This is a genomic window from Hydrocoleum sp. CS-953 (genome assembly GCF_002260545.1).
Classification (GTDB): domain Bacteria; phylum Cyanobacteriota; class Cyanobacteriia; order Cyanobacteriales; family Microcoleaceae; genus Trichodesmium.
The window spans coordinates 1-19,643 of the sequence record NZ_LGSU01001489.1 but is presented as its reverse complement, the minus strand read 5'-3'; the positions used below and the strand labels follow the sequence as shown (position 1 = coordinate 19,643).

The following is a 19,643-nucleotide window of genomic DNA, read 5'->3' as shown; positions in this document are numbered from 1 at the left end:
GTTCTTATCACCCAATTAATCAGTCTTATCGTCAAAGATTGAGTGAATATTTTCAACCCTATAATCATAGATTAGAGGAATATCTTGGTATTAAGTTTAATTGGTAATCTTAACTAGCTATCAGCTTTTAGCATTCAGCGGTCAACCTTGAGACGCTCTGGGTTAAAATCCCCTACTTCTATAAAGAATTGTTTAATCTTCTAAAACGTAAAAAAATAATTTGACTGATTGCTGAGTGCTGACCGCTTTTTTCAAATAAGTCAGAAGGTAATTAATAGGAGGTAAAATTTATTCTTTATTGAAGTCTATTCAACAGTCAGCTTTAGTAGAGAATTAAACAAAAAGTATCTTCCTTTTTCCTTCCAGTCAAGCAAATTAAATTAAGAGTCAGGAAAAATATGTCTGAGGTTTTCAATCAAGAAAATGCTGCATTTAATTTATCCAAAACAGCAGAAATATATTTATCTCAAGGAAAGTTAGATGCAGCTTATGCTACTTGTTTAAAAGCTCTAGAAATATTACCCAACTGTGGAGAAATTCATAATACTCTAGGTAATATTATGCAAAAAATGGGTAAGTTGGAATCAGCTAAGAACTGCTATCTAAAAGCTATTGAAGAAAATCATAATTTAGCAGAATCTTATGCAAATCTAGGTAGCATAAGTGCTAGACAAAAGCAATGGGAACAAGCCATCAAATATTATGAAAAAGCTATTAGCATTAAACCTAATTTTGCAGGTTTTTATCGAAACTTGGCTAAAATATGCCAGTGTTTAGGAAAAGAGCATTTAGTAACAGAATACAGATATCAAGCTCTTATTTTGGAGCCAACATTAGCTACAGCAAAAGAATCGTTAAATCTAGGAAATAAGTTATTAGAATTAGGCAAATTAGAAGAGGCGATCGCTTGTTACAACCAAGCAATAAAATTAGACAAAGAATTATCAGCAGCATACAACAAACTTGGAAATACTGTAATTCAAAAAGGGGAGTTAGATAGAGCAATAACAGTTTACAGACAAGGAATAAAAATCAGGCCAAACAATCCTAGATTACACTTCAACTTAGGGGAAGCACTGACACAAAAACAACAATATCAGCAAGCTACTATTTTTTATAATCGCGCTATAGAATTAAATCCTAATAACCATTTATTTTACATAAAACTTGGAGAAGCTTTACAAAAACAAGGTCTTTTAGAGGAGGCGATCGCTTGTTTAATTGGAGCTTTACAAATTAAAGCTGATCATAGGGATACCTACTTTAAAATAGCCGAACTTTTAGAACAACAAAAGTATCTAAGTGCTGCGGTTAAATGTAAAGTGCATAAACAATTATCAAAGGATATATTGGAGAAATTTTGTAAATTAACAGGAGATTGGGAAGTTACTTCTAATTCCATAAATACAATAAACCTAATTAAGATACACCCTCCTAATCAAATAGATTTATTACCATCTCAAAATATAGAGAAAAAACTTCATCCTAATTTTCAAATTAAGCTAGTAGAATTAGCAGAAGAATTCATCGCAATTGTACCAGAAGCAAGAGTTTGGGCAGATCAATTAAATAGTGTTGTTATTACTTCAGATAATAAAGTAGTGAAAGATATGTCCTCTGGTAATGGTGGGTTGATTATATCTTCCTCTAAATTACCCCCCGTTCACAAGTTAAAAGGAACAGTAGCATTTTTATCAGTTAAATTTGGAGGTGGTGGTTATTATCATTGGATGTTTGATATGGTTGCTAGGATATCTTTATTATATCAAAGCAGTATAGATATATTGAGTATAGATAAGTTTATTGTTAATAAAATTCAGACAAGATTTCACCAAGAAACTATCAAAAAGTTAGGGATTCCCCAAAACAAAATTATAGAGAGTTGTAATTATCCTCATATCCAAACTGATAGATTAATAGTTCCATCAATTCCAGTTAATTCTGGATTTAGAACAACAAAATGGGCTTGTGAATCGTTGAAAAATATATTTTTATCTCAACAAATTAGCAGTTCATCATTATATCCTGAGAGGATATATATAAGTCGTAGTCGAGCATTAAAGCGACGAGTAGTTAATGAAGAAGCAGTTGTTAACCTCTTAGAAAAATTTGGTTTTCAAACCATTATATTAGAATCATTTTCAATAGAAGAACAAGCATTATATTTAGCCAATGCCGTAGTAGTAATAGCACCTCATGGTGCGGGATTAACTAACATTTTATTCTGTAATCCTGGAACTAAAATAATTGAATTTTTTGCTCCTGAATATATACTTGTGTGCTATTGGCTAATTAGTAATATTTGTGGTTTGGAACATTACCACTTAATAGGTGAGCAATTTGATGATAACTTCTCTGGTAAACCAGTTAACAAAGATATTTGTGTTGATTTACAGAAACTACTAAACTTAATGAAATTAGCAAAAATAATCTGATTTACTTGGCTCATAGCTATAAGGGAATAAGAGGAATAAAAGTAATGATATAATTATCAGTAAGGTGAGTAGGAGTAACAGTAAAGTTCATGGAAAATCCAGAAACGGCAGCATTGAAATTAAACCAACAAGCAGAATATTATCTAACTAAAGGAGATTTTGATAAAGCTTATGCTACTTGTTTACAAGCTTTAGAATTAGTTCCAAATTTTGCACCAGTTAGCAATACTGTAGGGAAAATCATGGAAAAAATAGATGCCTTAGATTCAGCTATTACTTGGTACAAAAAAGCAATAGAAAAACAACATGATTTTGCCGAAGCTCATGCTAATTTAGGGAGTGTTTATGTCAAACAACAACAGTGGGATAAAGCTGTTACTTCCTACCAAACAGCCACCAAACTAGAACCAAATTTTGCCAGTGCTTACCGTGCTTTAGCAGAAATATACCATCAGATAAACAAACCAGAATTAGCAGCTTCCTGTAAATATAAAGCATTTACTTTAAAACCAGAATTAGCAACAGACCAAGAATATCTGAAATTGGCAAAAACTCTATTAACATACAACCAAAAAAAAGAAGCGATCGCCTGTTACGAACAATCACTTAAATTAAACCCAAACCTCTCCCAAGCACATCATAATTTAGGAGAAATTTATAGTCGAGAAGAAAAATGGCAAGCTGCTATATCAAGTTATCAAAAAGCCATTAAACTTAACCCCAAATTTTCCTGGTCTCATCACAGTTTAGGTAAAGCTTTTGCCAATACTCAGCAGTGGGAAAAAGCAATTTTATCTTATCAAGAATCACTTAAACTAAATCCTCAAACTGCTGTTACTTATCATTGTCTCGGAGATGCTTTAGTAAATCAAAAAAAATTAGATAAAGCAATTATCGCTTATCAAAAATCTATAGAATTACAACCAGAAACTTGGGTAGTTCATCATAAATTAGCTAATATTTTCCAACAAAAAGGAGAGTTAGATGCAGCCATCCTTGCCTACCATGAAGCTATTAAACTCAATCCTGATTTTCTCTGGTCTTACTACAGTTTAGGAGAAACATTCATTAAACTCCAAAGATGGAATGAAGCAGTAGTAGCTTATCTTTATGCTTTTAAAATTAATCAAAATTTACCAAGTATTCATGAACAACTGGGATATACTCTGGAAAAACAATCTCAATCAAATCTCAAAGAAACTATTAATTATTATTGTCAGATTATTCAAAATTATCAACAACAGAAACCTACCCCCGTCAAAGAATTATCAATTCAACTAGAAGCTCCAGAATTTTACTTAAAACTCGGAAATTTATTAGGGCAAAAAAATCTATTTAATCCAGCGATAATCATTTATAATATAGGTTTGCAGGTACAGCCAAACCATCCAGAAATTACCAGCAAACTTACCAAACTAGAAAACAAAAAAAATCAATTAGACCAGGAACTCACTGACTGCCAAAATACTATTAACAAAAACCCCAAAAAATTTATAGCTCACTACAAACTAGGGAATATATTACTCAAACTTCAGAGATTAAATCAAGCTGCCGAAGCTTATATAAAAGCAATTCAAATCAGACCTGAATATCCCTGGTTTTTCTTCTATTCTAATTTATTAAATTTTCTGATTAAACAAGGAAAACTACAGCAAATATTGGAATTTTTTCAAAAAGTCACTCAAGAAAACCCAGAAAATATTTGGTGTTACGTTAACCTCGGAGAAATTCTCACAGCAACAGGAAACTTAGATGCAGCAATCAAAAATTATCAAACTGCTTCCTACAACAAAACTCGCCAATCTCATCCTACTTTTGTTGAAAAAAATTGGGATTTAAAAAATACGAATGGTCCTAACTTTATTATTATTGGCGCTCAAAAAAGTGGTACAACTTCACTAGAAAATTATATTGCTCAACATCCCCAGGTAATACCAGCAATTAAAAAAGAAACTCATTTTTGGTATCGAGATTTTGAGAAAGGAATTAATTGGTATCTCGCACACTTTCCTCCTATTCCTAAATCAGAAAAATTTATTACCGGAGAAGCAACTCCTAACTATCTAGAAAATTATCAGAGTGCCGAGCGAATATATAATGTCTTTCCAGGAGTAAAATTATTAGTAATATTGAGAAATCCTGTAGATCGAGCCTTCTCTCAATACAATCATTGGATTAGGTTAAATTGGGAATATCGCTCCTTTGAAACAGCCATAAATTCCGAGTTAGAAATACTCAGCAAAAATCCCGAAAAACCCCAAGGAGAAAAAAATTATTGGCAGCAACCAGGTAACTATATAGGACGTGGTATTTATGTAGAATTTATCAATAAATGGTTAGCAGTATTTCCCAGAGAACAAATACTGATTTTAAAGGGAGAATACCTTTATCAAAAACCTGTAAAGACCATGAAAAAAGTCTGGAAATTTTTAGGATTACCAGAACACCAACTGCCTGAATATAGAAAATTAAATCCAGGATCTTATTCACCAATAAGTGATGATATGCGCCAGAAATTGAGTGAATACTTTCAACCTCATAATCAAAGACTAGAAGAATATTTAGGAATGGAGTTTAACTGGAAATAATACTGAACTTGCTTCAGTTTTATGGAAAAGTTACAATAAAAGATAGATACAATCAAACAATCTCGTGAATTTTACTTAAAGGAGTAGTTAATGACAAGAAAAATTTTAAAAGGAAAAGAGGAAAAGATGTTGACTAAAGGTCTAAAAAAAGATATTAAATGGACTCCTAAAAAATTAACTCTTGCTGGAATAGGTTTATTAGTTCCCTATACAGCAGTATTCGTATATGTAATTTCTTCTGGAGTTCCTTTAGGTTTAATAATTGTAATGATAGCAGTTCCTTTAATATTTTTCGGAGGTTTTTCTCTGCTCTACTTTTTAACAAAAAACCTGTGATATCAAATCCGGTAGCATCGCTATAATTAGATGGTTAATCTAGGAGTCAGGTAGGGGTGATTTCCTAAGGTCATGCTCCGCAAACGCCTTTGCGACAGCATTCGGAACGAAATCACCCGTACAGGAGTCAGGAGAGAAGAGAATTTAGAAAGATTTACTAATAGCTGAAGATAAAAAATTTTTTTTATACCGAATTAAGTGAATTTGATATGAAACTGTGGCAAAAAATAGGTACTTTACTAATTGCTAATAGCTGATACTTAATTGTAAAAATCCAATCAATAAAAGTCTCTTAGCAATTACCACATTTCACGAAACTCCACTATTACGAATCACCCAACCCATTAACTGTTGCCATTCAGGAGTTTTCGCCAATTTATCAGCATCCAAATCATCCCCCATATTCTCAGAAAAGCCTGTAAAACTTTCAATCCAATTAATCACCGTTCCCACAGGCAAAAAAGGAGTATATTGCCAAGACCTTTGTAAATACTCCACCATCTCAGAATAAAAACCTGTATAGTACAAATACCACGAACTCCAGACCAAAGTATTGTAGCGCACCTGTTTTTCCAATAACCTAACCCCCAAAGGTAGAGACTCCGAGGCAAAAAACTTATCCAAAACCCGATTAATAGATCGCGCCTGAGACACTCCATCCCGCATAGTATTTCGGTCATGTTGACGATAACAAACAGTAGACTGTCTCAACCAGTCAGCCTCACAACCCTGCAAAGCCAAACGCAACACCAAGTCTACATCCTCCGCTTGACCTAATCCTGCTTCAAAACTCCCCACCTGTTTTAACCACTGTCGCCGAAACATCAAAGTACCCATTGTGCCAATAGGTTTCCACCGCAACCACCCCTCCAAATCTAACTTAGGCACATAATTCCAAGGTGTCTCATCCTTAATAGTTTCACCCTGCTGATTCACTCTACGCCACCCACTGTGAACAATTCCTAAATTTGGTTGCGCGTCAAATACTCCCACTTGAGCAGTTAGTTTATCCNACCACTGTCGCCGAAACATCAAAGTACCCATTGTGCCAATAGGTTTCCACCGCAACCACCCCTCCAAATCTAACTTAGGCACATAATTCCAAGGTGTCTCATCCTTAATAGTTTCACCCTGCTGATTCACTCTACGCCACCCACTGTGAACAATTCCTAAATTTGGTTGCGCGTCAAATACTCCCACTTGAGCAGTTAGTTTATCCGGTAGGAAAAAATCATCCGCATCCAAAAAAGCTATTAATTCTCCCCGCGCCAAATCAATGCCATGATTCCGGGCAGCCGAAACCCCTTGATTTTCTTGATATACATAACGAATCTTCTCAATATAAGGTTGTAGCGCCAAACGGGTATTGTCTGTGGAGCCATCATCAATCACAATAATTTCATAAGATTGATAGGTTTGGGCTAAAATGCTTTCTATGGCTTGACTAATATAGCGATCGCAATTGTATACGGGTATAATTACACTTACCCGTGGAGTTGTAGCAGTAGTTGACATCAAAATTATTCCTGATGAATATAAATATATTTATAGGTATTTTACTTATATTCTACTTAGTAACGTCTGATTCAGAATAAGAATCTATAAATATGTACGGCTACAGGAAAGGCGCTCATACAAAAGTTGATCGCAAAAAGTTTTCAGCTTTTACCAATTTCCTAACATATTTGCCTAGTGCTATACCTAGTTTTTTCCTACGATCGCCAAATTAATTGTAGTGAGTAGCAATAAGAAGGCTCATTTGCAGCAATCCGATTATACAGTTATTGTACTCGCTACCTCCACTCAATACCTTCTTAATATATAAATTTAAACTTGCCTAATGTTGAGGGGCAAAATAATCAAAATAATAAAAGAGTCCCTAATTGCTTTCCAGTATAACTGAGAGGTATTATCAGTATCACTGAGGGACTCAAAGTTTCTATAATACGTTGTCCTACCAGAGAGAAGAACACCATAAGCAATGTGATTATTATTATGAACCTAATGATAAAACTTGTCAATACTTTTTTGAGATTTTACGAAAAAAATTTGCATTAATAATGCTTATTATCAATATAAAAAAGTTTTTTCCTAAAATTTAGTAATTTCTTAAGGTTTGAATGGGCTTTGTTGCAAAAATTAATGATAAAACATCTCAAAATACCCTTGACAAAATCAGAAAATTATTGAATATTAGTTGCAATAAGTATGTAATATACTTTTGATTACAAGGCCAACAGCAATGACAACTGTCATTTCAGTTATCAGTTATCAGTTAGCCTCCTCCGGAGGAACTGCGTTAACAGTTATCAGCTTTTTGACCTTGGGTTAAATCCCCGGTTTCTATAAACCTGTTGGCCCTTGTCGGGGATTTTAACCCCGACAAGGACGTAAAAAAAGTCCTAATGCTGACCGCTGAGGTGCTGAGTGCTGACTGCTTTTTAATCTCTAATCTTTTGCTCCAAAATCAAAAACTCTTGATTTCTGGACTTGCAATGGACTTTTAAACCTGAAGGCAAAAAAAATGACCACTCAAAATTAGTGGCCAAAGATATGTATTTTGATTAAAGGTATGATAGCACAATTAGCGACCCAAAAAAAATCTTCCACTCATTTCCCCAATACAGAATAAGGACTGAGTATGAGGTCGATACTGAGATGAGCGATCGCAATCTCCATAGAATCAGCTCACAACTAAAAATTCTAGAAAATTAGAATCTATGTTGAGGCAGTTTGATCCCTAAAACTGCCATAGATGTTGACTTTTTTGATAGAAAATATCGCTAGTATTAGCAATATTTTTTCGTTAAATTGTCATCTAATTTTATGTGATTAAAAATAGATAGTCTTCTTCAAATTATTACTGCTGGGTAGCTTGTATTTTGGGCATATCAGCCCTATAAGCTAGTAACAAATAATAGCTATTAAGCTATTTTTATTCCTGACCAATCATTATAAATTTTCTTGAATATAATCAGATTAATAATTTATTAATTATTTTTCTAGTTTGTTTTCAAAAAAAAGTAATTAATCATACAGATTTTCTGATTTATTTCAACAATTATGTTAAATATAAGCAGTTACTAATTATTGTATAAAAATTAGTATTTACTGCTTTTAAAAACTATTGGCCATAATTCAAAGAGGTAAAACTTCATGCAAACTTATGGTACTCCAGAAGTTAAATATGATTGGTGGGCTGGAAATGCTCGCTTCGCTAAACTATCTGGTTTATTCATATCNAGTATTTACTGCTTTTAAAAACTATTGGCCATAATTCAAAGAGGTAAAACTTCATGCAAACTTATGGTACTCCAGAAGTTAAATATGATTGGTGGGCTGGAAATGCTCGCTTCGCTAAACTATCTGGTTTATTCATATCTGCTCATGCAGGTCAAGCAGCTCTAATTACTTTTTGGGCAGGGGCATTTACTCTGTTTGAAATATCTCGATATTCCCCCGATTTACCCATGGGAGAACAGGGTTTAATCTTACTCCCTCACCTAGCAACTTTAGGTTTAGGTATCGGAAAAAGTGGAGCAGTTGTAGATACTTATCCCTATTTTGTAATTGGTGTTGTACATCTAATTTCATCAGCAGTATTAGGTGCAGGAGCGCTTTTTCATACCTTTAAAGCTCCAGAAAATTTAAAGGATGCAACAGGTGGAGCGAAGAATTTTCACTTTGAATGGGATGACCCTAAAAAGCTCGGTATTATCTTAGGTCATCACCTACTTTTCTTAGGATTTGGTGCTTTATTATTAGTAGCCAAAGCTATGTATTTTGGTGGGCTTTATGATGCGACAACTCAAACAGTTCGTTTAGTAACAACTCCCACTCTCGATCCATTAGTAATATATGGATATCAAACTCATTTTGCCACTGTTAATAGTTTAGAAGACTTAGTTGGAGGTCACATTTATGTGGGATTTCTGCTAGTTTTAGGTGGCGTTTGGCACATTATTACGCAACCCCTGCCTTGGGCAAAACGGGTTCTCATATTCTCTGGTGAAGCAATTCTTTCTTATTCTCTAGGTGGAATTGCTCTAGCAGGATTTGTTGCGGCTTATTTCTGTGCTGTTAATACTTTGGCTTATCCTGTAGAGTTTTATGGCCCAGTTTTGGATATTAAGTTGGGTATTACTCCTTATTTTGCCGACAGTGTAGAGTTACCTTTGGGCGCTCATACTGCTCGTTGTTGGTTGGCAAATGCTCATTTCTTCTTAGGATTCTTCTTCTTACAAGGTCATCTCTGGCATGCTCTGCGAGCTATGGGTTTTGACTTTAAGCGTGTGGAAAATGCTTTGAATAGTGTAGGAGAATAATCTTAATCCGATAAATGTTTGAGAGTTGGAATTTTTGAATCTGATTTCTGAGATTCCAACTCTCAGTTTATATTTCTGGAAGGCTTATAGTAGGGAGGTTGTAGCCAATCTCCCGTCAGGTGGTTCGGGAAGCCAAAAATTGCTATACTAAAATAATTTTGCTTTAGGGCTNTTGGAATTTTTGAATCTGATTTCTGAGATTCCAACTCTCAGTTTATATTTCTGGAAGGCTTATAGTAGGGAGGTTGTAGCCAATCTCCCGTCAGGTGGTTCGGGAAGCCAAAAATTGCTATACTAAAATAATTTTGCTTTAGGGCTTGACAACCGTACTATACTTATGAGTAAATATAAATAGTAAATAGAAATATTTCTCATTTATCTTGATGAGAATACTATAGGGTGGGTTAAATGGCAGAACAACCTAAAAGATTAGACATCTCCAGAAACAAAGTTTTAGCCTAAGAATCACAAGGAGTCTGAGATGAATTTGAGAGAAGTTTATTTGTATCTCTATTTAGTTTTTGTTCCTGCACCTAAATCTGCAAACAGCCCAGAGGGCTATTCCACAATATAATTAATCAAGAGGAGATAAAATTATATTGAGTTTTGTTTTGCCAACTTATTGCAAATAATTATCAAAATCTTCCTAGGGTATCAATAAATATAGCACTACGCAAATAGGTTAGGAAATTTTTAAATCCTGTTTGCGCAGCATTCCGTAGGAAAACCCTTTTACAGTCTTCTGTTCCCNATATAGCACTACGCAAATAGGTTAGGAAATTTTTAAATCCTGTTTGCGCAGCATTCCGTAGGAAAACCCTTTTACAGTCTTCTGTTCCCTGTTCCCTCTCTTGGTGCGCGTTCCCTTGCGTCTTACGCCGACGCGGGGTCGCACCGCTGTTCCCTATTCCCTAGCGTGTAACGCTATAGATTTTGAGCGCAGTAGTTAGGTATCACTTCAGACAAAAATCAAAATTTAAGAATAACTATTTTTTACCGAAAAATTACAGACAACTTTTAACTTGATTATAGCTACTATTTAATCAAGCAATAAGCAATTTTAAATTCTCAAATAATACCTGAAAAATTTAAAAATACATCAAAATTTTGATGCTAAAAGTTTTTTCTTTAAAAAATAACTCATAGGAAATAGAAAAATGACAGGTTCAAAAAAACTAGCTTCATGGAAAATCAAACAATACAAACAAGATTGCGATAGCCGATATATTTTCCAAGATTTAGAAGCAGAAAATAGTTATCAAGAGGAAACAATAAATACAAACAAAAACATGAATAAACTACACAGTGATTGGTCTGGTTATTGTGATGAATTAGACCCTGACTAAGTTCTAATTCAAGAGTTTGAAAATTTCTCAAACCAATATCTAACTCTAAGACAAAAAAAACAACTACTACGGAGGAAAAATGTCAAAAATTGGTCTTTTTGTCGGCAGCACAACAGGTAAAACTGAAGAAGCTGCTGAAATTATTCAGAAGGAATTTGGTGGTGACGATGTAGTTACTATCCATAATATGACTGATGCACAACCTGATGATTTTAATGGTTATCAAAATTTAATTATTGCCAGTCCTACCTGGAATATTGGTGAACTACAAAGTGACTGGGAAGGTTTCTTTGATGAACTAGATAATATCGATTTCAAGGGCAAAAAAATAGCCTATTTTGGTACAGGAGACCAAATAGGATATGCTGATAATTTTCAGGATGCCATGGGTATGTTGGAGGAAAAAATCTCTAGTTTAGGAGGTACCACTGTTGGGCATTGGTCTACAGATGGTTATGATTTTACTGAATCTAAAGCAGTCAAAAATGGCAAGTTTATAGGTTTAGCTCTAGATGAAGATAATCAAGCTGAATTAACAGAAGAAAGAATCAAAAAATGGGTTGCCCAACTCAAAACAGATTTTGGAGTTTAGTCTGATTTAATTAGCAAAGTTATCAGATTTGAATAAAGTTGATTAACTCAGAGAAAATCCTTTAACTTGCAAAAATTATAAGAGAAGGAAGCTTGATGAAAAAAATGGAAAGTAATGTTTGAGTAATATCTAGTTGAGACTAAAAAAAAATCCACTAGAAAACCTCAATATATACTNCAACTCAAAACAGATTTTGGAGTTTAGTCTGATTTAATTAGCAAAGTTATCAGATTTGAATAAAGTTGATTAACTCAGAGAAAATCCTTTAACTTGCAAAAATTATAAGAGAAGGAAGCTTGATGAAAAAAATGGAAAGTAATGTTTGAGTAATATCTAGTTGAGACTAAAAAAAAATCCACTAGAAAACCTCAATATATACTTCTAATTTCAGATACTTCTTTCTCCAAAAATTATCATCTACTCAAAGGTACTATTTATTTATTAGTATCTGAATAACTTAGGAGAATCAAGAGCAATGTCTAAAATTCCAGATGTATTATGGTTAAGCACTAGCCCTAGTCTACAAGTTTTTAATCAGCGATTAATTCGTTACTTATCCAGAAAAGTTTTAATTGCAGAATGGGATTATTTGCAAACTCCCGACGATCCTTGCACTCTAGATATAGCCGTAACTTTACTCCATGATTATCTCAAATCTATCAATAAACCTATTCATCTTATTGGTCATAGTACAAGTGGATTAGTAGGATTAATATATGCTCGTAAATATCCAGAAAGAGTAAAATCTTTAACCTTACTATCTGTAGGTGTTCATCCCACAGTTGATTGGCAAGCACATTATTATGTACATCGCCATCTTTTACCTTGTAGTCGGGAAATAATGTTGACTAATATGGTAAAAAGTTTATTTGGCGAACAAGATAGAAAAATTACTCAAAATTTAGTCAACATATTGGAGAGAGATTTAGATTTATCTCCATCTCCTCACTCATTGTTAAAACGTCAAAGTATGATTCCGAGAGAAGTTCCTGTACCTTTAATGGTATGTGGTAGCAATGATGACGAAATTATAGATCCTAATTTAATTCAAGGATGGCAACCATTTTTAAAACCAGAAGATCTGATTTGGGAATGTCCTGAAGGTCGTTATTTTTTCCATCATTTTTCACCTCTAAATGTAGCCAAACCACTTATAGAATTTTGGCAAGAAAATAGCTTGGTTTTATCAGATATTACTCCACAAACAATAGCAAGTTAAATGTTCTATTGCTGAATATTTGCACAGTAGTTAATTAGAATATAATCATTGCTAATTATGGCTTGCTGATTAAGTATAAAAGCATTTACAGATAAAGGCTAAAGCATTTTTAATGGTAAAAAAAGNGATGGCAACCATTTTTAAAACCAGAAGATCTGATTTGGGAATGTCCTGAAGGTCGTTATTTTTTCCATCATTTTTCACCTCTAAATGTAGCCAAACCACTTATAGAATTTTGGCAAGAAAATAGCTTGGTTTTATCAGATATTACTCCACAAACAATAGCAAGTTAAATGTTCTATTGCTGAATATTTGCACAGTAGTTAATTAGAATATAATCATTGCTAATTATGGCTTGCTGATTAAGTATAAAAGCATTTACAGATAAAGGCTAAAGCATTTTTAGTGGTAAAAAAGTGCCAGCTTTTAGGAGGGAATTACTCAAAATGTGAGCATTTTAGCAGACAATGGAGAAAAAAATATCAGACAATTATTCCTCCTATCTCCTCTGTAATTCCCATTATTCCTCACTGTAGGTCGCAAATATAACGATGCCCCTACTTGAATGCTCCCCTCATACATCAGACTTTTTCAGCAAATCCTAATTAGTTACTGATTTCAAACATAAAAGAGTGTCTTATTTGACATTATTTTTAACTTATAAACCCTATAACTAATATAGTTAGCGATCGCTTCAGTTTTTGGCTAGTTATACTACTACCTCTAACTAGGAATTTTTCACCAAGCATTTATTTTATATAGTTGAAACTATGATTAATTTTCTCCCTGAAGAAATACTTCAAAGTCTAGCTCGTACCATTTTTATGATTGGTATGATATCACTAATTATTATAAGTTTGCGTAATTTTTATGTAACGTTTCAGTCAGGAATAAATTATGTTAAACGACTACATCAAATTCCCTGTAGTCGCTGTACATTTTTTACAGGTGATTATCGTTTAAAGTGTACTGTACATCCTTATAGCGCACTCACTGAAACAGCAATCAATTGTAGTGACTATGAAGCAAATAATAATCTAGCAAAAGCCTTACAAGTCTGTGAAGCTAATTCACAATACTCCCATTCCCAAGCTACTAACCCAGCAATTCACAATTAACTTACAGGACTTACGCAAATGTACTATCTATAGAGTAACAAAACTATTGCGCAATAGTTTTTAACGCTATATATATGGTCTCTGCGTAAGTCCTATTAATCAAAAAAAATTAGCTGAGAAGTAACTGTTGCATAAGAGGCAAAAACTCGAAATTTGGTAGGGGGTTTGTTCATTAATTGATAATGGATAATGAATAATGGATAATGAAAACTATCTTTAATTATCAATTGTCAATTATCCATTATCCATTGGTAACCCAACCCCTACGAGACCTATACTACTGGATGTGATATAATTGATAGCTGATGACTGATGAATGTTGGTGCAGCATTCCCCAGGAAATGCTCACAAAAATACAGATTTTGCAACATAAATAGGAGAAGAAAAGTGAGCTTAAATTCAGTAATTACTGTCGCCCCTAAATTAAAGAGCCATCAATTTAAACGCCGTCAACTAATGCCATTGACAGATGTATTATTATGGCGAATAGATTCTGGAGTAGTTCGTACTCTGACTAAGAATGAAGAAGAAAATACGATTACTTTAGGGTTTTGGGGTCAAGGAGATATTGTTGGTCAACCTCTCTTTCCTTCTTATCCTTATCAAGTTGAATGTTTAACTACTGTCGAGGCGAGTATTTTACCAAGGGGTTATTTTTATGCTCAAGAAGTAATGCTTTCTCATATTCAAAGAACTCAAGAACTCTTAAGAATTATTCATTCTAGAAAAATCAAATGGCGACTGTTGAGATTATTAAAATGGTTAGCAGACAGATTTGGAAATCAACTGCCAGAAGGGCAAATACTCGATATTCGGTTAACTCATCAAGAATTAGCTGACATTATTAGTACCAGTCGTGTAACAGTAACGCGACTACTAAATGAGTTTGAAAAGGAAAATAAAATTGGGTGGTCACAGAGTAACTGTTTAATTCTTTTTAGGGAGTAGGGAGTGTGAGAAGTGTAGGGAGAGGGGGAGTGTGGGGAGACAGGGAAGTAGTAAAACTTGTAGGGTGTGTTAGACGACTTAAATTTAGACTATGAAAGGGATTGAGCAATCCGTCGTAACGCACCATTTTAGCTGTGTCGGTCTACTACTGATTGCTGAATAGCTGATAACTGATAACTGAAATGAGAACTTCTTTAATCAGTCAACAGACAAGTTGTAACCTCCTGCAATACTTTTAATCCTTTCCTCGAACCTCGAATAAGTTGCAAAGCAGCAAGTGGTTGTCGAAACATAGCGATCGCTAATGGTAAAGGTTGTAAATTTCCAGATGATGTTATAGCAGAAGAGAGATCGGGAAGATCATGGTAACAGTCATCGCTAATTATTCTCACCATCGCCACAGAAACGGAAAGATTAGCAAAAAAATTGAGAATAGCAAAACCTTCCATATCTACGACTTCTGCACCAGTATTTTTTCCCAGTAGTTGTTTTTCCTCCGCCTTGTAGATGAAGCGATCGCTAGTTAAACCTCTTACTAAAGAAGCTTTTTCTTGTAAATGATTTTGCAACTTCCTAGTTAACACCTCATTGCACTTTTGCCGAAGTAACTGAGACTCATCAAATAAAACACACTCATCATAAATAACCACATCTCCAGGTTGATATTGACTAGAGAGACTACCGCATAATCCCATTACCAATACTGTTGATGGTTGCTGAGAGGAAAAATCCTGTTTTTTTTGCCATTGATGCAAATAGCGAGTAGCAGATGTAAAACCTATTGGTAGAGGTAACAATTTCGGAGCTAGAGATAACCTACAGTTAAGACCACGCTTCACAGACTTTAATTCCGGCCCTTGAACAACTAAAATTGTATCAATCATTTCTATTACAAGTGAAAGTTTAAAATAATTCTAAGCTTTTGGGTATCTTAGTTACATATCTGAGAATTTTAGTTGGAAATATAACTAATGGCATTGGTAAATCAAAAGATGAAATTTGTCTTGGTAATTTCTCCCTGGTTGCCCTCACCGGGGTTGTCACAGGGGAGCTATCCCAAAAGATAAATCATCTCATTAATTACCAACGCCTAAGTAACAAAACAAGAAAGGACAATTTATAAATGTCAACATCTTATATATTTAGTGATGCTCAAAATCTTAAAGAATTAGAGCGACTACAGGCGATCGAACAAATTTTTGACCCCAAAACTCGCCAACGAATTTTAACAACTGGAATTACGAACAAATGGCAATGTTTGGAAGTGGGAGCAGGAGCAGGAGCGATCGCTCAATGGTTAGCAACAATTGTTGGAGAAAGTGGAAAAGTAGTTGCAGTGGATATAGATACTCGTTTTTTAGCGAATGTTCAATCATCGAATCTTGAGGTATTACAAGAAGATGTTCGCCATCTTGCCCTGGAAAATCAATCATTTGATTTAATTCATGCACGTTACCTACTTATCCATATCCCAGACTTTGAAGTTGCCTTATCGAAGATGTTAGATTTGCTCAAACCTGGTGGATGGATAGTCATTGAAGAACCAGATTTTTCTGCAGCTAAAGCTATTGTGGGAGAGAATGCAATGTGTCAATCTTTCAATCAAGTTAATCTTGCTATTCAGCAGATGTTCGCAGATAAAGGAATTGATTACGCTTTAGGGGGGAAGTTGCCAGATATATTTCAGAAGTATGACTGGCAAAAGTTATCTCTAGAAAATGATACTCCTGTTTCTACTGGAGGATCGGGAATAGCTAAAATGATGAAAATGTCTACAATGCAGCTTGCACAAAAATATATTGTAACTGGTAAAGCAAGTCAGTCTGACATTGAAAACTATTATTTATTTGCAGATGACCCCAATTCATCGGCTATTTATTATGCCACAGTAGGAGTTATTGCTCAAAAATCTGATGTCAAATTGAATAAAGGAATAGGGAGTAGGAAATAGGCATGAAAAACTGATTCCTATAGGTTGCCCATTGTGTTTTTTCCATCCTGCCGTGGAAACAAACTGGTTTCCCACTTACCAAATTTTTATTATTAAATTAATATAGGGTTTCCTGATTAAGTATAAAAGCATTTATAGGTAAAAGTTTAACCCTTTTTTATACTAAAAAAATGCTAGCAGAGGTCATTTCAGTTAGCCTCCTATGGTCGTAACTTCGTTAACAGTTAGCCTCTTGCAGAGGAACTGCGTTAACAGTTATCAGTACCTCCTGCTGTTTGCGCAGCATTCCGTAGGAAACCAGGAGGCTTGAAATACCGAAGATTCTTTTTTTATCCCCTTAAAAGAGGATGCTTGAGACCCAAATTTTTCGGTCAGTTTGATGCTTAAATAATATTATACTTTAATAATCCTATCAATTCAATCTAATTGTAGGGAGGTTCCATATAACCTTCCTACTTTTTCTCCTGTTCACCTAATTTAGTAATGCCTAATGTTATGACAATAATTAAACTACAAATTACCACTATTGGCACTACTGGCAAAAATCCTAAAGCAAAACTTTTAGGAATAATACCTACCTGAAAACCAATAACTGCTATCTCACCAAAAATAATCGAAATTATACAACTCAGAGGTGAAATATTTTTGCCATATAAAGCAGCAATAACTGTGGGAAATAATACTGCTAAACCAGTAAAAGCTTGAGTGGCGATCGCTGCAATTGTCGCTGGAGGATTTGCTGCTAAAATCAGACCAATTATTGCTAAAATAACGATTAAAATTTTGCCAACAAAAGTTTGTTCACTTAGGGAAGCTTGAGGACGAATATAAACAATATAAATATCCCTAGTAATCATAGAACTTAATGCTAAAAGTTGAGAATCAAGAGTTGACATGAAGGCTGCTAAAGCTCCCACCATTACTAATGAAGCAATGGCAGTTGAGGTATATTCAGCTAACATCATGGGAAAAATTCTATCTGCTTCTTTTCCAACTAAATCGGGAAAATTAATATGACCCCACATTCCAATTAAAACGGGGCAAATAAACATTGTGCAAGTAATTAATGGATATAAACTAGCAGAAAGTTTGAGGGAATTAGCATTTTTCGGAGTATAAAACCGCATAAACATTTGGGGAAACATCGGCACACTTAAACCCCAAAGCAACATATAACTAAACCATTTGTGGGGAGTGAAAAAATTATTCGTNAAATTAATATGACCCCACATTCCAATTAAAACGGGGCAAATAAACATTGTGCAAGTAATTAATGGATATAAACTAGCAGAAAGTTTGAGGGAATTAGCATTTTTCGGAGTATAAAACCGCATAAACATTTGGGGAAACATCGGCACACTTAAACCCCAAAGCAACATATAACTAAACCATTTGTGGGGAGTGAAAAAATTATTCGTGCCAGAACGAGAAAAAAGGTCTGGTTTAAGTTGATAAACAGTTTGATTAGCTTCAGTAAAGCCACCGATACTTTGGGATATAGCTATTACTGCAACTATCATTAAAACAAACATTAATACCCCTTGCAAAACATCGGTTAAGGCTACACTTTTCATGCCCCCCACAAACACATATAAAACAATGATGAAAGTCAAAAAAGCTGCTCCAAAAAAATAGGGAATTTGCCCATTAGTTAAATTTTCTATCATATAACCCCCACCAATTGGTTGTAGGGTTAAGTAAGGTATGGTAAAAATTACCATCACGGCTAAAAATAATAGTTTAAGTGGTTGACTGGGGAGGCGATTTTCGATTAATTCGGAGGGGGTAATTAAACCTTTTTCTTTGCCAAAAAGCCAAACTTTATAACCGATGAAATAAAACGTAATTCCGACGAGGGCAGTACCAAATCCTATCATGGGATAATAACTTATGCCAATGCGATAACCAGCACCAGAAAGTCCGAGAAAAGCAAAGGCACTAAAATTTGTGGCAATGAGAGTAAAAAATAGAACTACAGAGCCAATTTTTCTATCTGCTAGAAAGTAATCTTCTGGTGTATTTTGTTGGCTACGATAACCAATAATTCCGATGATTAAAGTAGAGAGTAAATATGCACCAATAAATAAGTAAGGAATTAGGTTTTCAAGCACGATTAATTTTCCTCTTCAGTCTAAGCATTCAGCCGTCAGCTAGCCTCCTGCGGAGGAGCTGCGAAATTCAGCTATTGCTTTTAGTGAGTGATAAAAGCAATATTTAATTAAACTAGAAAAATCTTACTACAAAAGTTAACTCTAAAGTCTATATTTATTTAAACTCCCTCCTTAAGCACAGGCTATTATTGCTGATAGCTGACTGCTAATAGCTGAATGCTTACTCTTCAGTTTCAGATTTCCAGAAAGTTTGAGAGAAAATAAAAATAGCACAGGCGAGGATAATTTGCAAACCAATAAAATATAAAATCCAGGGTGGGAGATGGAAAAATGAAAAGGAAATTGTTTGTTTCCATGACCAAAAGTCTAGGGAAAGTAGGAAAATTATGGTAAAGCAGAAACACCAAAAATAGGCAGATTTGAAAAAGTTGAAATTGTTCATATTTGAAGAAGGAAGGTAAGCATTCAGCTATTAGCATTCAGCATTCAGCTTTTTTAATGAATTAGAGCATTAAGGTTATACCAATTAAAAAAAAGAATGTTAGTAAGCATTCAGCTATTAGCTGTCAGCCATCAGCAATAAGACTAGGATGAGTGTAGTTAAGATTAATTCTGGCTCAATAGAACTCTGGTCTTACAGCCGTTTTCCTGCACAGTAGACCACAGTAGGGGCG

General features: G+C 34.3%; 12 protein-coding genes and 2 pseudogenes. 10 read left to right on the top strand and 4 right to left on the bottom strand.

Annotated features, from left to right (window positions below; all coding sequences use genetic code 11):
• Positions 1-398: 398 nt before the first annotated feature.
• From AFK68_RS33170 to AFK68_RS33160, 3 genes are all read left to right on the top strand, one after another.
• Positions 399-2,435 (top strand): tetratricopeptide repeat protein, encoded by a 2,037-nt coding sequence (locus tag AFK68_RS33170; protein ID WP_094678557.1) that lies wholly within the window; start codon positions 399-401, stop codon positions 2,433-2,435.
• An 89-nt stretch (positions 2,436-2,524) separates the two neighbouring features.
• Positions 2,525-5,023: a tetratricopeptide repeat-containing sulfotransferase family protein gene (locus tag AFK68_RS33165; RefSeq protein WP_094678555.1), complete on the top strand. Its 2,499-nt coding sequence runs from the start codon at positions 2,525-2,527 to the stop codon at positions 5,021-5,023.
• Positions 5,024-5,113: 90 nt separating this feature from the next.
• On the top strand, positions 5,114-5,359 hold the full coding sequence (locus AFK68_RS33160; protein ID WP_094678553.1) for a hypothetical protein: 246 nt from the start codon (positions 5,114-5,116) through the stop codon (positions 5,357-5,359).
• Positions 5,360-6,372: 1,013 nt separating this feature from the next.
• Here the strand turns inward: AFK68_RS33160 and AFK68_RS47415 are convergent.
• Positions 6,373-6,874 (bottom strand): glycosyltransferase family A protein (locus AFK68_RS47415; protein ID WP_143438568.1); only part of this gene is annotated, 502 nt, incomplete at its 3' end.
• A gap of 1,781 nt (positions 6,875-8,655) precedes the next feature.
• Here AFK68_RS47415 and AFK68_RS33150 point away from each other — a divergent pair.
• From AFK68_RS33150 to AFK68_RS33125, 6 genes are all read left to right on the top strand, one after another.
• Entirely contained in the window at positions 8,656-9,684 is a 1,029-nt protein-coding gene (locus tag AFK68_RS33150; protein WP_094678549.1) for a chlorophyll a/b binding light-harvesting protein, read from the top strand.
• A gap of 1,157 nt (positions 9,685-10,841) precedes the next feature.
• A complete protein-coding gene (locus tag AFK68_RS33145) occupies positions 10,842-11,030 on the top strand; it encodes a hypothetical protein (protein WP_094678547.1) in 189 nt (62 codons plus the stop codon).
• Positions 11,031-11,109: 79 nt separating this feature from the next.
• Complete coding sequence (gene fldA / locus AFK68_RS33140; RefSeq protein WP_094678545.1) at positions 11,110-11,622, top strand: flavodoxin FldA; 513 nt, start codon at positions 11,110-11,112, stop codon at positions 11,620-11,622.
• A gap of 475 nt (positions 11,623-12,097) precedes the next feature.
• The gene (locus AFK68_RS33135; protein ID WP_094678543.1) at positions 12,098-12,841 is read left to right on the top strand and encodes an alpha/beta fold hydrolase; all 744 of its coding nucleotides are present in this window, start codon (positions 12,098-12,100) and stop codon (positions 12,839-12,841) included.
• Between the two features lie 770 nt (positions 12,842-13,611).
• On the top strand, positions 13,612-13,959 hold the full coding sequence (locus AFK68_RS33130; RefSeq protein ID WP_371357664.1) for a hypothetical protein: 348 nt from the start codon (positions 13,612-13,614) through the stop codon (positions 13,957-13,959).
• Between the two features lie 387 nt (positions 13,960-14,346).
• Entirely contained in the window at positions 14,347-14,907 is a 561-nt protein-coding gene (locus AFK68_RS33125) for a Crp/Fnr family transcriptional regulator (protein WP_168186757.1), read from the top strand.
• Positions 14,908-15,101: 194 nt separating this feature from the next.
• Here the strand turns inward: AFK68_RS33125 and AFK68_RS33120 are convergent, their stop codons facing one another.
• Positions 15,102-15,791 carry a hypothetical protein gene (locus tag AFK68_RS33120; RefSeq protein ID WP_094678539.1) on the bottom strand — a complete coding sequence of 230 codons (690 nt, stop codon included), beginning with the start codon at positions 15,789-15,791 and terminating at the stop codon, positions 15,102-15,104.
• A 239-nt stretch (positions 15,792-16,030) separates the two neighbouring features.
• Between AFK68_RS33120 and AFK68_RS33115 the strand changes: the two genes are divergently transcribed.
• On the top strand, positions 16,031-16,858 hold the full coding sequence (locus tag AFK68_RS33115) for a bifunctional 2-polyprenyl-6-hydroxyphenol methylase/3-demethylubiquinol 3-O-methyltransferase UbiG (RefSeq protein ID WP_094678537.1): 828 nt from the start codon (positions 16,031-16,033) through the stop codon (positions 16,856-16,858).
• Between the two features lie 452 nt (positions 16,859-17,310).
• Here AFK68_RS33115 and AFK68_RS33110 read toward each other — a convergent pair.
• A pseudogene (locus AFK68_RS33110) lies at positions 17,311-18,069 on the bottom strand (sodium:solute symporter); the annotation flags it as partial.
• Position 18,070: 1 nt separating this feature from the next.
• Positions 18,071-18,969: pseudogene (locus AFK68_RS33105) on the bottom strand (sodium:solute symporter family protein); the annotation flags it as partial.
• Between the last annotated feature and the right edge of the window lie 674 nt (positions 18,970-19,643).

Coding starts and splice junctions, on each gene's coding strand:
- AFK68_RS33120 (WP_094678539.1), bottom strand. CDS start 15,791: ATGATTGATACAATTTTAGTTGTTCAAGGGCCGGAATTAAAGTCTGTG.
- fldA (WP_094678545.1), top strand. CDS start 11,110: ATGTCAAAAATTGGTCTTTTTGTCGGCAGCACAACAGGTAAAACTGAA.
- AFK68_RS33130 (WP_371357664.1), top strand. CDS start 13,612: ATGATTAATTTTCTCCCTGAAGAAATACTTCAAAGTCTAGCTCGTACC.
- AFK68_RS33135 (WP_094678543.1), top strand. CDS start 12,098: ATGTCTAAAATTCCAGATGTATTATGGTTAAGCACTAGCCCTAGTCTA.
- AFK68_RS33160 (WP_094678553.1), top strand. CDS start 5,114: ATGACAAGAAAAATTTTAAAAGGAAAAGAGGAAAAGATGTTGACTAAA.
- AFK68_RS33145 (WP_094678547.1), top strand. CDS start 10,842: ATGACAGGTTCAAAAAAACTAGCTTCATGGAAAATCAAACAATACAAA.
- AFK68_RS33165 (WP_094678555.1), top strand. CDS start 2,525: ATGGAAAATCCAGAAACGGCAGCATTGAAATTAAACCAACAAGCAGAA.
- AFK68_RS33150 (WP_094678549.1), top strand. CDS start 8,656: ATGCAAACTTATGGTACTCCAGAAGTTAAATATGATTGGTGGGCTGGA.
- AFK68_RS33115 (WP_094678537.1), top strand. CDS start 16,031: ATGTCAACATCTTATATATTTAGTGATGCTCAAAATCTTAAAGAATTA.
- AFK68_RS33170 (WP_094678557.1), top strand. CDS start 399: ATGTCTGAGGTTTTCAATCAAGAAAATGCTGCATTTAATTTATCCAAA.